Below are 12480 nucleotides of genomic sequence, written 5' to 3' on the forward strand. Positions count from 1 at the left end.
CCACGCGTGCGCCGCGGTCGTGGCCGCACACCGCGTAGCGCTCGTGGCCGAGCGAACGCATCAGCGCCGCCATGTCGGCGGCCATCGCCCGCTTGCTGTAGTTGGCGTGTGCCGGTTCGCCGCGCGGCTTGTCGGAGTCGCCGTAGCCACGCAGGTCGGGCATCACCAGCCGGAAATGCGGCGCGAGGCGCTGCGCCACGCGATGCCACATCGCATGCGTCTGCGGGAAGCCGTGCAGCAGCAGCAGCGGCGGCGCGTCGGCACGGCCGCCGGTGCGTGCGAACAGCGTGACATCGCCGGCGCGGTGATAGCCGGGCTCGAAGCCCTCGAACCAGCTCGTCATGGCGCGCCTCCCGTCGTCGATGCAAAGGGCGACCATGCCCGATGCCGCGGCCGGGGGCAACCGGGGTAGTGCTCAGCCGATCAGACGGCGCAGGGCGTTGGGCAGTTCGTCTGCGCCCTTGGGTCGTGCCACGGCACCGCCGCCAAAGATGCGCCGCGCCACGCCCGCGTGCCGGCCGTCGGTGAGCAGGCAGGTCACGCGCACGCCCTGGCGCCGGGCGTGGCGCACGGCATGGCGCGCATCGTCGACGAGGTAGCGCGGGTCGTGCACGTCGATGTCGTGCACGTCGGCATCGCTGATCACGAGCACGAGCCGCTCGCCGTCGCGGTGCCGGGCCAGCTGGCGCAGCGCGTGGCGCAGCGCGGCGCCGAGCCGGGTCGAGCCGCCGCAGACCAGGCCGGCCAGGCGGGCCCGGGCCGCCAGGTCGAGCGGCTGGCCGAAACCGAGCACCTGTCGCCATTGCACCGCATGGCGGCCCGCCGAGCTGAAGCCGGCCATTGCTACGGCGAGCCCGGTTCCGGCCAGCGCACGAGCCGCCAGCCAGGCCCAGGCCGCGGCGACATGCAGCTGGCTCAACGGCCCATGCGGCCAGGCCGACGCCGCCGAGGCCGACTGATCGACCAGCAGCAGCGCGTGGCCGGCACGGCGGTCGCGGCTGCGGCTGCGCAGCACGCGCGGGTCGACGGGCTCGCCCAGGCGTCGGGCGATGCGCGCGCGCACCAGGGCATCGAGGTCGATCTGCGTGCCCGTGTGCCCGTGGTGCCAGCGGCCGCCGGCCCGGCGGCCGAGCAGGGCGCGGCGCAGCGATGCCGGGGTGGCCACATCCTCCAGCACGTGCGGCCGGGCGTGAGCATCGGCTGGCTGCTCGACCACCCGGCACCACGCCGGCCGCAGCCTGGCGATCAGGCGGTCCCACTCCGGGTGGGGCGTGGCGGCGTCGTCCGGTGCGGGCTCTGGCGCGCTGTGGCCGGCCGGCGGCGGCGGTGCAGGCTGCTCGGCGCGTTCCTCGGCGGCGGCCTCGGGCCACATCCAGCGGTGGTCGTCGCGGTAGTCGGGGCCCGGGCGGTGGCTGCGGGCATTGAACTGCAGCCGCATCTGGCCGAGGTCGTGGCCCAGTCGCGAGGCGATCATGCGCAGGTGATCTGCGCGCGGCTCGGCCATCACCTGGCCGGCGGCATCGAGGAAGAACAGCGCGCGGCCCTTGCGCACCCACGGGTGCGGGTCGTCGTAGCCAGGGTCGGCCAGCGCGCGCGACAGGCGCAGCAGCAGCACCTCGACCCCGTCGCCGTCCAGTGGCGTCGCGGTGTGCCGCGGCACCCACCAGCGGCACAGGCCGGGCAATTCGCGGCAGGCCAGCGCCTCCACGCGCGCGTCCTCCAGCACGCCGACCAGCGCGCGCACGATGGGCTTCAGGCCGCGGCCGTCGAAGGCCGGCGGCGAGTAGACGAGGTGGGCGGCCGCGTGCGCCGAGGCGGCCAGCCGCCAGGCACCGTCGTCCGCGCCTGCCGGTGCGTGCAGCGGCAGGTGGATCGCGCCCTGCGCGAGGTGCGGCACCTCGCCGCCGAACAACACCGGAACATCGAGCCGCCACAGCGCCCGCAAGGTGCGGTGCAACGATTCGCTCGACGCCATGCCGAGCGCCGGTTCGGCCAGCAACGGCGGTTCGGGCAGCGCGGAACCCATGCCGTGCTCAGTAGGAGGCGTCGAGCGCCGCGACCAACGCCTCGTGCACGCCGGGTTCGTCGCTCAGCGCATCGGCCACCGCCATGCGGCATGCCCGCCGAGGTGCGATGCCCTGGGTGGTGAGCAGGGCCGCCTGCACCAGCATGCGCGTCGAGGCGCCGTCGTCCAGCCCGTGGCCCTGCAGGCGGCGCGTGCGCACGCCGAAGGCGACGATGCCGGCCGCCACGTCCAGCGGCACGCCGGCCTCGCGCGCCACGATGGCGGCCTCCATTTCGGGCGCCGGGTAGTGGAACTCGAGCGCGCAGAAGCGCTGCCGCGTCGACGGCTTGAGCTCGCGCGCCAGCGGCCCCGGGTTGTAGGAGACCACCAGCGCGAAGTCGGGGTGCGCGGCCAGCAGTTCGTTGCGCGCCGCCAGCGGCAGCAGGCGGCGCGTGTCGGCCAGCGGATGGATGACCACCGTGGTGTCGGCACGGGCTTCCACCAGCTCGTCGAGGTAGCAGATCGCGCCGTGGCGTGCGGCCAGCGCCAGGGGGCCGTCCTGCCAGCGGGTGCCCTCGGCGTCGATCAGCCAGCGGCCGACGAGGTCGGCAGCGCTCAGCTCGTCGTGGCAGGCCACCGTCACCAGCGGCCGGCCCAGCCGCCAGGCCATGTGCTCGACGAAGCGTGTCTTGCCGCAGCCGGTCGGGCCCTTGAGCATCAGCGGCAGGCGCTTCGCATAGGCCGCCTCGAAGAGCGCAGTCTCGTCGCCGGTGGCCTGGTAGAAGGGCTCGCTGCGGATGCGGTAGGCATCCATCACGGTTCTCTCAGCGGTGCCCCACCGTCGCCGGGTTGGGGATGCCCTCGATCGGCGCCTCCTCGGTGCCCACCGTGTCGCGGGTGATCGCCTCGACCCGTGCGCGCGTGCCTTCCGGGTCCTTCACCCACTGGCCGTAGAACTCGTAGGGGCAGGCGGCCACGCCGCGGTCGCCCTCGCGCGAGTTGATCAGGCCGGTGTAGCCGCGGTGCAGCAGCTTGAAGAGGTGGTTCTCGCTCTGCGCATTGCGGCGGAAGTCGCGGATCAGGCTCTTGGACAGCGCGGCGTACTGGATGCCCATCTCCTCCTCGCCGCACTCGCCGAGCGTGCGGCCGTCGAAGCCGACGATCGCGCTGTGGCCGAAGTAGGAGTACACGCCGTCGAAGCCGGCGGCGTTGGCCACGGCGACGTAGACGTTGTTGGCCCAGGCCATCGCCTTGGCCATCAGCACCTGCTGCTCCTTGGCCGGGTACATGTAGCCCTGGCAGCGCACGATCAGCTCGGCGCCCTTCATCGCGCAGTCGCGCCAGATCTCCGGGTAGTTGCCGTCGTCGCAGATGATCAGGCTGATCTTCAGGCCCTTGGGGCCCTCGCTGACGTAGGTGCAGTCGCCCGGGTACCAGCCCTCGATCGGCACCCAGGGCATGATCTTGCGATACTTCTGGACGACCTCGCCGCGGTCGTTCATCAGGATCAGCGTGTTGTACGGCGCCTTGTGCGGATGCTCCTCGTGGCGCTCGCCGGTCAGCGAGAACACGCCCCACACCTTGGCCTTGCGGCATGCCGCCGCGAAGATCTCGGTCTCGTCGCCGGGCACGGTGCTGGCCGTGTCGTACATCTCCTTCGAGTCGTACATGATCCCGTGCGTGCTGTACTCGGGAAAGATGACGAGGTCCAGCCCCGGCAGGCCGAGCTTCATGCCCTCGATCATCTGCGCGATGTTGCGCGCATTGGCCAGCACCTCCGCCTTGGTGTGCAGCCGCGGCATCTTGTAGTTGACGACCGCGACGCCGACCGCGTCCTTGCTGCTCGAGATGTCGCCGTGATGCATCGTGCCCTCCGCTGCGTTGAACGATGCGTTCATTGCAGCGGAGCGCAAGCGCGCCCGGAATACGTCGAACGACGTAGCGGGCGGCCGATCAGCGAGGGCTCAGGCCGCGGCGCGCTGGCCGGCGGCGGTGATGCGGTCGAGCGCCGCCTCGAGGTTGGCGACCGTGCGGTCGACGTGCTGCAGCTTCTCGAGCCCGAACAGGCCGATGCGGAAGGTCTTGAAGTCGGCCGGCTCGTCGCACTGCAGCGGCACGCCCGAGGCGCTCTGCACGCCCTCGGCGAGGAAGGCCTTGCCGGTGTGCAGGCCGTCGTCGTCGGTGTAGCTGACCACCACGCCGGCGGCCTGGAAGCCTTCGGCGGCCACGCTCGGGAAGCCGCGGCGCACCATCAGCGCACGCACCTTGCGGCCGAGCTCGAGCTGCGCGGCGCGCAGCTTCTCGAAGCCGAGCGTGCGGGTCTCGACCATCACGTCGCGCGTCTTCGCCAGCGCGTCGGTCGGCATGGTGGTGTGGTAGACGTGGGCGCCGTTCTCGTAGGTCTCCATCACGGAGAGCCACTTCTTCAGGTCCATCGCGAAGCTGGTGCTGGTGGTGCCGTCGATGGCCGCACGTGCGCGCTCGCCGAGCATCACGAAGGCGCAGCAGGGCGAGCCGGTCCAGCCCTTCTGCGGCGCGCTGACCAGCACGTCGACGCCGGTGGCCTTCATGTCCACCCACAGCGCGCCGGAGGCGATGCAGTCGAGCACGAACAGGCCGCCGACCTCGTGCGCGGCGTCGGCCACGGCCTTGAGGTAGTCGTCGGGCAGCACCATGCCGGCCGAGGTCTCGACGTGGGGCGCGAACACCACCGCCGGCTTGTCGCGGCGGATGGCGGCCACCACCTCCTCGACGGGCGCGGGCGCGAACGGCTGCTGGCGGCCGCTGCCTTGCAGGCGGGCCTTCATCACCGTGGCCGACGACGGGATGCGGCCCATGTCGAAGATCTGCGTCCAGCGGAAGCTGAACCAGCCGTTGCGGATGACCAGCACCGGCTTGTCGGTGGCGAACTGGCGGGCCACCGCCTCCATGCCGTAGCTGCCGCTGCCGGGCACGACGATCGCCGAGGTCGCCTGGTAGGCGTCCTTCAGCACCGACGAGATGTCGCGCATCACACCCTGGAACTTGCGCGACATGTGGTTCAGCGCGCGGTCGGTGTAGACCACCGAATATTCGAGCAGGCCGTCGGGATCGACGTCGGGCAGCAGTCCGGGCATGTGCGTCTCCGTGCGCAGGGCGCTTTTCGCTTGTGGGGCGGAAAGCTTAGCACCCTGCGCACGGCCCTGCCGGCCGGCGCCCTCCCGCGAGTCAGTGGCTGATCATCCAGGGCCGTTTCGACGGGAAGGCCTTCGCGCCGTTGGCCGCCGTGACGGTGGCGCCGCGCCGGCCCGGCGAGCAGCAGCCGCAGCCGGCCGGGTGGCGCATGCGCTGGTACGAGCCCGAGCTCTTCGGCTCGTGGCGCGCACGCTCGTTGACTTCCATCGCGCGGCGCGTCTCGCTGCTGACGCAGGCCAGCCGCGGCATCGCGGCAAAGACCCGCGGCGAGGGCGTCGCGCAGTCGGGGCAGGCGGCCGGTTCGTCGCGCTGCGCGAACGAGCGCAGCGCGTCGAAGCCGCCGCAGGCCGGGCAGGCGTAGTCGTAGGTCGGCATGGCGGCGGGCCTACTTCAGGTCCGGCGACAGCGGCATCTGCACCGAGCCGTCGATGAACTTCGTCGGCCCGGCGGCGCTCGGGTTGATGTCGAAGTCGAAGATCGCGGTCGGCAGCCACAGCGTGGCGCAGGCGTTGGGTACATCGACCACGCCGCTGATGTGGCCCTGCACCGGCGCCGTGCCGAGGATGGAGTAGGCCTGCGCGCCCGAGTAGCCGAACTTCTTCAGGTACTCGATGGCGTTCAGGCAGGCCTGGCGGTAGGCGACGTTGACGTCGAGGTAGTACTGCTTGCCGCTCTCGTCGACGCTGATGCCCTCGAAGATCACGTAGTCGTCGTAGACCGGCTTGATCGGGCTGGGCTTGAAGATCGGGTTCTTGATGCCGTACTTGGCCATGCCGCCCTTGATCAGCTGCACCTTCATGTGCACCCAGCCGGCCATCTCGATCGCGCCGCAGAACGTGATCTCGCCGTCGCCCTGGCTGAAGTGCAGGTCGCCCACCGACAGGCCCGCGCCGTCGACGTAGACCGGGAAGAAGATCTTCGAGCCGCGCGACAGATCCTTGATGTCGCAGTTGCCGCCGTGCTCGCGCGGCGGCACGGTGCGCGCGCCGGTGGCCGCGGCCTTGGCCTTCGCGTCGCCGGTCAGCTTGCCCATGTGCGCGGTGCCGGCGAAGGGCGGGTTGGCCAGGCCGCTGGTGGCCGGGTCGGAATCGATCAGCGCCTGCTCGCGGGCGTTCCACATCTCGAGCATCTTCGGGTCGGGCAGGCAGCCGATCAGCCCGGGGTGGATCAGGCCGGCGTACTTCACACCCGGCACGTGGCGGCTGGTGGTGAACATGCCGTGGAAGTCCCAGATCGACTTCTGCGCCTGCGGGAAGTGCTCGGTCAGGAAGCCGCCGCCGTTCTTCTTGCTGAAGAAGCCGTTGAAGCCCCACAGGCTGTCGTCCTTGGCGCCGATGTCCAGCAGGTCGACCACCAGCAGGTCGCCCGGCTCGGCGCCCTTCACGCCGACCGGGCCGCTGAGGTAGTGCACCGTCGACAGGTCGATGTCGCGCACGTCGTCGGCACTGTCGTTGTTCTTGATGAAGCCGCCGGTCCAGTCGTAGGTCTCGAGCACGAACTCGTCGCCCGGCTTGACCCAGCAGGCCATCGGGATGTCGGGGTGCCAGCGGTTGTGCACCATCTCGTTGGATGGCGCGGGCTTGGAAAGGTCGACCTTGATCAGGGTTTCGGGCATGGCGTGGCTCCTTCGGGAATGAAGTCTTGAGGGGGTCAGACAGACAGGTACTGCTTGATGTGCGCGGCATCCGTATCCGCGCGAGACGTCTCGTGCACGAGCCGGCCGCCTTCGATGACGAAGAGGCGATCCGCGACATCCATCGCGAACGACAGCACCTGCTCGGACACGACGATGGAGATCTCGCGCAACTTGCGGATCTCGTTGAGCGCCTTGCCGATGTCCTTGATGATCGACGGCTGGATGCCCTCGGTCGGCTCGTCGAGCAGCAGCACCTTGGGGTTGGTGACCAGCGCTCGGGCGATGGCGAGCTGCTGCTGCTGGCCGCCGGAGAGGTTGCCGCCCTTGCGGCGGCGCATGTCCCACAGCACCGGGAACAGCGCGTAGATCTCCTCGGGAATGCGCTTGTCCTTGGCGTTCTCCAGACCCGTCTGGATGTTCTCCTCGACGGTCAGCGTCGGGAAGATCATGCGGCCCTGAGGCACGTAGGCGATGCCCTTGGCCACGCGGCGGTAGCTTTCGTCCTTCGTGATGTCCTGGCCGGCCACGCTCACGGCGCCGGCCTTGGCCGGCAGCACGCCCATCAGACTCTTGAACAGCGTGGTCTTGCCCATGCCGTTGCGGCCCATGATGGCCACCGTCTCCTTCGGCGCCGCCTCGAACGAGATGCCGTGCAGCGCCTCGCTTTGCCCGTAGGCGACGAACAGGTCCTTCACGCTCAGCATGGCGGCGCTCCTAGTGGCCCAGATAGACGTCGATGACCTTGGGGTCGTTCTGCACCTTCTCCATCGATCCTTCCGCGAGGATCTTTCCCTGGTGCATCACGGTGACCTTGTGGGCGATCTGCTTGACGAAATCCATGTCGTGCTCGATCACGATCACCGAGCGGTTCTTGCAGATGCGCTGCAGCAGCTCGGCGGTGAGCTCGCGCTCGCGCGCGCTCATGCCGGCAATCGGCTCGTCGAGCATCAGCAGCTCGGGCTCCTGCATCAGCAGCATGCCGATCTCCAGCCACTGCTTCTGGCCATGGCTGAGCAGCCCCGCTTCCATCGGCAGCGCGTCGGCCAAGCCCACTTCCTCGGCCACCACCTGCACGCGCGCCTTGACTTCGTCGCTGCACTTGAAGAACAGCGCGCCGAGCACCGAGCGGCCCTTGGGGAAGGACACCTCCAGGTTCTGGAACACGGTGAGGTTCTCGTAGATCGAGGGCGTCTGGAACTTGCGGCCGATGCCGCGGCGCACGCGGGTGTGCTCGGACAGCCGGGTCAGTTCCTCGTTGCGGAACTTGATGCTGCCGGCGCTGGCCTTGGTCTTGCCACAGATCAGGTCCAGCAGCGTGGTCTTGCCGGCGCCGTTCGGGCCGATGATCACGCGCAGCTCGTTCTTGTCGATGTACAGGGTCAGGTTGTCGATCGCCTTGAAGCCGTCGAAGGAGACCGTCAGGTCTTCCACGGCGAGGGCGAAGTCGGTGCTGCTGCTCATGCGCTTCTCCGGTTCATGCCTGCTGGCCGCTCACGCCCGCGGGCAGGGTGGGGGCGGCGGGCGCCGCCGGCTTGGGCGGGGCGTCGGGGTAGGCGGCGTGCGCCGCGGCCAGCGCGGCCTTCTGCTGCGCGCGTTGCGCCTGACGGCGCCTCCACCACGGCTTCAGGTGGCTGTCGACCAGGCCGGCCAGGCCGTTGGGGAAGGCCATGGTCACGCCGATGAAGAGGGCCGCCATCAGGAACAGCCACAGGTCGGGGAAGCTCTCCGAGAAGAAGGTCTTGCCGGCGTTGACCAGCAGCGCGCCGTAGACCGCGCCGACCAGGCTCATGCGGCCGCCCACCGCGGCGTAGATGACCATCTCGATCGACGGGACGATGCCGACGAAGGATGGAGACATGAAGCCGACTTGCAGCGCAAACATGGCGCCGCCGATGCCCGACAGCGCCGCGCCCAGGCAAAAGACTGCTACCTTGAACATCGCCACGTCGTAGCCGGAGAAGCGCACGCGGTCTTCCTTGTCGCGCATCGCCAGCAGCAGCGTGCCGAGCTTGCTGCGCTGGATCCAGGCGCAAAGAACGATGCTCCCCAGCAGCAGCGCGCAGCACACGTAGTAGAGGATCAGGCGCGCCGAGTCGGTGCGGATGTCCCAGCCGAGCAGCGTCTTCAGGTCGGTCATGCCGTTGACGCCGCCGGTGTAGCCCTGCTGGCCGATGATCAGCACGGTGAGGATCAGCGCCACCGCCTGCGTGATGATCGCGAAGTACACGCCGCCGACGCGCCGCTTGAACATCGCGTAGCTGATGATGAAGGCCAGCAGCGTCGGCACCGCGATGACCAGGATCAGCGTCAGCGGCAGGCTCTTGAAGGGAAGCCAGAAGAACGGCAGCTCGGTGAGCTGGTTCCAGTCCATGAAGTCGGGGATGCCCGGCGTGCTCTGGATCTTGGTGCTCTCCGGATCGCTGGCCTCGAGCTTGAGGAACATCGCCATCGCGTAGCCGCCCAGGCCGAAGAACACGCCCTGGCCGAGGCTGAGCACGCCGCCGTAGCCCCACACCATCACCAGGCCGACGGCGACGAAGGCGTAGGTGAGGTACTTGCCCACCAGGTTGAGGCGGAAGGCGTCGAGCGACAGCGGCAGCACCACCAGCAGCAGCAGCGCGAGGATCAGCACGCTGCCGATGCCGGGGCGCGCGAGCCAGTTCTTGATCAAATTCATGCAAGGTCTCCGGATCGGATCGGTGTCGGGTTCAGCGGCGGACTTTCGAAGCGAACAGACCTTGCGGCCGCATCATCAGGATGAGCACGATCAGCGACAGCGTCAGCACCTTGGCCAACGAGCCGCTCATGAAGAACTCGCTGAACGACTGCGACTGCGCAATGCCGAAGGCCGAGGCCACGGTGCCCAGCAGGCAGGCAGCGCCGCCGAAGGTGACGACGAGGAAGGCGTCGACGATGTAAAGCGAGCCGGAGGTCGGCCCGGTCGAGCCGATGGTGGTGAACGCGGCGCCGGCCACGCCGGCGATGCCGCAGCCGATCGCGAAGGTGAGGCGGTCGGTCTTCTTCGTATTGATGCCGATCGCATTGGCCATCTGGCGATTGCTCACCGTGGCGCGCACGCGCAGGCCCCAGCGGCTCTTGTACAGCGCCAGCATCACGCCGCCGGTGACCAGCGCCGTGAGCGCGAGCACGAACATGCCGTTGATCGGAATGTCCAGGCCTTCGGCCGGTGACCAGGAGCCGAGCAGCCAGTCGGGCAGCGTGGGGCTCACTTCCTTCGGCCCGATGCCGGAGCGGAACGCCTGCTGGATGGCCAGGCTCAGGCCCCAGGTGGCCAGCAGGGTGTCCAGTGGTCGCTTGTAGAGATGCCGGATCAGCGCCCACTCGACCAGCCAGCCGGCGAAGAAGGCGAGCACGAAGGCGACGAGGATGGCGATGGGAAAGTAGTAGGCGATGAAGCCGGGCGCGAACTTCTCGGCCAGCGTCGAGCCGAGAAAGATGGTGTAGGCGCCGATGGTCATGAACTCGCCATGCGCCATGTTGATCACGCCCATCTGGCCGAAGATGATCGCCAGCCCCAGGCCCATCAGCAGCAGCACCGAGAACAGACTCAGGCCTGCGAAGCCCTGCATCAGGCCGATGTTGAGCATTTCCGAGAACGTCACGATGCTGCTCCTGAAGTGGCGCTAGGGGTGGGTCACTGATATCCCTTGGGGAAGGGATCGGGCTTGATGAGATCCGCCGACTCGGCGACCACCTTGAACGTGGCGTCGGGCTGGCCCTGGCCGATGCGCGCCTTGCTCCACAGGTGGTGGTTGGCGTCGAGCTTCACGTAGCCCTCGGGCGCGGTCTTCAGCTCGATGCCGGGCGAGGCCGCCACCACCTTGTCGACGTCGAAGCTGCCGGCCTTCTCCACCGCCGCCTTCCACAGCCAGGGGCCGAGGTAGGCCGCCTGCGTCACGTCGCCGATCACCGCATCCTTGCCGTACTTGGCCTTGAAGGCGGCGACGAACTTCTTGTTGTTCTCGTTGTCCAGCGACTGGAAGTACTTCATCGACGAGTAGAAGCCGGCGAAGTTCTCGCCGCCCACGCCGGTCATCTCGTCTTCCGTCACCGACAGCGTCAGCAGGAATTGCTTGTCGCCGGTGATGCCGGCGGCCTTGAGCTGCTTGTAGAAGGCGACGTTGGAGCCGCCCACCACCGCGCAGAAGATGCAGTCCGGCTTGGCGACCTTGATCTTGTTGATCAGCGAGTTGAAGTTGGTGTTGCCCAGCGGGTAGTACTCCTCGCCGACCACGCGGCCGAGCTTGCCGACCGACTCGATGTGCTTGCGCGCGATCTTCATCGAGGTGCGCGGCCAGATGTAGTCGCTGCCGACCAGGAAGAAGGTCTTGGCCTTCTTCTCCTTGGCGCCCCAGTCCAGGCCCCAGATGATCTGCTGGGTGGCTTCCTGGCCGGTGTAGATGACGTTCTTGCTCTGCTCCAGGCCTTCGTAGAAGGTCGGGTAGTACAGCAGGCCGTTCTCCTTCTCGAACACCGGCAGCACCGCCTTGCGCGAGGCGCTGGTCCAGCAGCCGAACACGGTGGCGACGCGGTCGTTGACGAGCAGCTTCTTGCTCTTCTCGGCGAAGGTCGGCCAGTCGCTGGCGCCGTCTTCCTTGATGACCTTGATCTTGCGGCCGAGGATGCCGCCCATCGCGTTGATCTGGTCGATGGCGAGCTGCTCGGCCTGGATCGAGCCGGTCTCGCTGATCGCCATCGTGCCGGTGGCGCTGTGCAGCTGGCCGACCGTCACCTCGGTGTCGGTGATCGCCAGCTTGGTGGTGTTCACCTTCGCGGTCGGGAACTGCTGGGCCAGCGCCCACGCGGGCAGCCCGGCGAGCGGCAGCGCGGCGGCGCCTTGCAGCAGGCGGCGGCGCTGCAGCGATTTCGGGTCGAGGTCGTGATCGTGGGACATTCAGCTCTCCTGGCGGGTTGAGGACAAATCCGTGCGCCGGGCACCAACGCTGTGCATCAGCGGCCGTGGCATGGCGCCTAAGGTAGGAGAGGGCGCGCGCATCCCGAATACGTCATTCGACGTAGCCCCCGTTCACGCCGTTGCGGGACCGCTTCTTGCAGACTCACGCGCCACCATGGCGCTCGCTCCGCAGAAGATCTTCCGCATCCGTCGCGACTACAACAGCTGGGTCGCGAACGAGACGCTGGAGGACTACGCGCTGCGCTACACGCCGCGCCACTTCCGCAAGTGGAGCGAGTTCCGCGTCGCCAACACCGCCTTCGGTGCCACGTCCTTCCTCGCGCTGGAGGCGATCGGCGGCGCGATCGCGCTGAGCTACGGCTTCGCCAACGCAGTGGCCGCGATCCTGGTGGTCGGCGCGATCGTCTTCCTCACCGGGCTGCCGATCAGCTACTACGCGGCCAAGCACGGCCTGGACATGGACCTGCTCACCCGCGGCGCAGGCTTCGGCTACCTCGGCTCGACGCTGACCTCGCTGATCTACGCCAGCTTCACCTTCATCTTCTTCGCGCTCGAGGCGGCCATCCTCGCGCTGGCGCTGCAGATGTACACCGACTGGCCGATGTGGATCTGCTACCTGATCGCCTCGCTCGGCGTGATCCCGCTGGTGATGCATGGCATCACGCTCATCTCGCGGCTGCAGCTGTGGACGCAGCCGCTGTGGATCGTGCTGTGCCTGTTGCCCTACGC

At 68.7% G+C, this 12480-nt stretch carries 13 protein-coding genes; 1 reads left to right on the forward strand and 12 read right to left on the reverse strand.

All coding sequences use genetic code 11. The features are described 5' to 3' along the window. The 12 genes from AB7U92_RS10505 to urtA form a co-directional block, all read right to left on the reverse strand. The coding region (locus tag AB7U92_RS10505) for an alpha/beta fold hydrolase (RefSeq protein WP_428576142.1) at positions 1–343 on the reverse strand (343 nt) is incomplete at its 3' end. Positions 344–415: 72 nt separating this feature from the next. Continuing rightward, positions 416–2026, reverse strand: a complete 1611-nt coding sequence (locus AB7U92_RS10510) for a nitric oxide reductase activation protein NorD (RefSeq protein ID WP_428576143.1) — start codon at positions 2024–2026, stop codon at positions 416–418. A 7-nt stretch (positions 2027–2033) separates the two neighbouring features. Next, positions 2034–2819 (reverse strand): CbbQ/NirQ/NorQ/GpvN family protein, encoded by a 786-nt coding sequence (locus AB7U92_RS10515; protein WP_428576144.1) that lies wholly within the window; start codon positions 2817–2819, stop codon positions 2034–2036. Positions 2820–2829: 10 nt separating this feature from the next. Then, complete coding sequence (locus AB7U92_RS10520) at positions 2830–3870, reverse strand: aliphatic amidase (protein WP_428576145.1); 1041 nt, start codon at positions 3868–3870, stop codon at positions 2830–2832. A 99-nt stretch (positions 3871–3969) separates the two neighbouring features. Then, complete coding sequence (locus AB7U92_RS10525) at positions 3970–5121, reverse strand: aminotransferase class V-fold PLP-dependent enzyme (protein WP_428576146.1); 1152 nt, start codon at positions 5119–5121, stop codon at positions 3970–3972. A gap of 91 nt (positions 5122–5212) precedes the next feature. Next, positions 5213–5554, reverse strand: coding sequence for an FmdB family zinc ribbon protein (locus AB7U92_RS10530; RefSeq protein WP_428576147.1), 342 nt, complete (start codon positions 5552–5554; stop codon positions 5213–5215). Between the two features lie 10 nt (positions 5555–5564). Further along, positions 5565–6794, reverse strand: coding sequence for a formamidase (gene fmdA, locus AB7U92_RS10535; protein WP_428576148.1), 1230 nt, complete (start codon positions 6792–6794; stop codon positions 5565–5567). Positions 6795–6829: 35 nt separating this feature from the next. Continuing rightward, positions 6830–7519 carry an urea ABC transporter ATP-binding subunit UrtE gene (gene urtE, locus AB7U92_RS10540; protein WP_428576149.1) on the reverse strand — a complete coding sequence of 230 codons (690 nt, stop codon included), beginning with the start codon at positions 7517–7519 and terminating at the stop codon, positions 6830–6832. A 10-nt stretch (positions 7520–7529) separates the two neighbouring features. Beyond that, the gene (gene urtD / locus AB7U92_RS10545) at positions 7530–8276 is read right to left on the reverse strand and encodes an urea ABC transporter ATP-binding protein UrtD (protein ID WP_428576150.1); all 747 of its coding nucleotides are present in this window, start codon (positions 8274–8276) and stop codon (positions 7530–7532) included. A 13-nt stretch (positions 8277–8289) separates the two neighbouring features. Further along, on the reverse strand, positions 8290–9492 hold the full coding sequence (urtC, locus tag AB7U92_RS10550; RefSeq protein ID WP_428576151.1) for an urea ABC transporter permease subunit UrtC: 1203 nt from the start codon (positions 9490–9492) through the stop codon (positions 8290–8292). 31 nt (positions 9493–9523) lie between these two features. Beyond that, positions 9524–10438, reverse strand: coding sequence for an urea ABC transporter permease subunit UrtB (gene urtB, locus AB7U92_RS10555; RefSeq protein ID WP_428576152.1), 915 nt, complete (start codon positions 10436–10438; stop codon positions 9524–9526). Between the two features lie 32 nt (positions 10439–10470). Then, positions 10471–11730: an urea ABC transporter substrate-binding protein gene (gene urtA / locus AB7U92_RS10560; protein ID WP_428576153.1), complete on the reverse strand. Its 1260-nt coding sequence runs from the start codon at positions 11728–11730 to the stop codon at positions 10471–10473. Positions 11731–11905: 175 nt separating this feature from the next. On the opposite strand from urtA, the gene AB7U92_RS10565 reads away from it, so the two are divergent. Beyond that, on the forward strand, positions 11906–12480 hold a 575-nt coding region (locus AB7U92_RS10565; RefSeq protein WP_428576154.1), incomplete at its 3' end, for a purine-cytosine permease family protein.

This window comes from Piscinibacter sp., assembly GCF_050175855.1.
Classification (GTDB): Bacteria; Pseudomonadota; Gammaproteobacteria; order Burkholderiales; family Burkholderiaceae_C; genus Piscinibacter.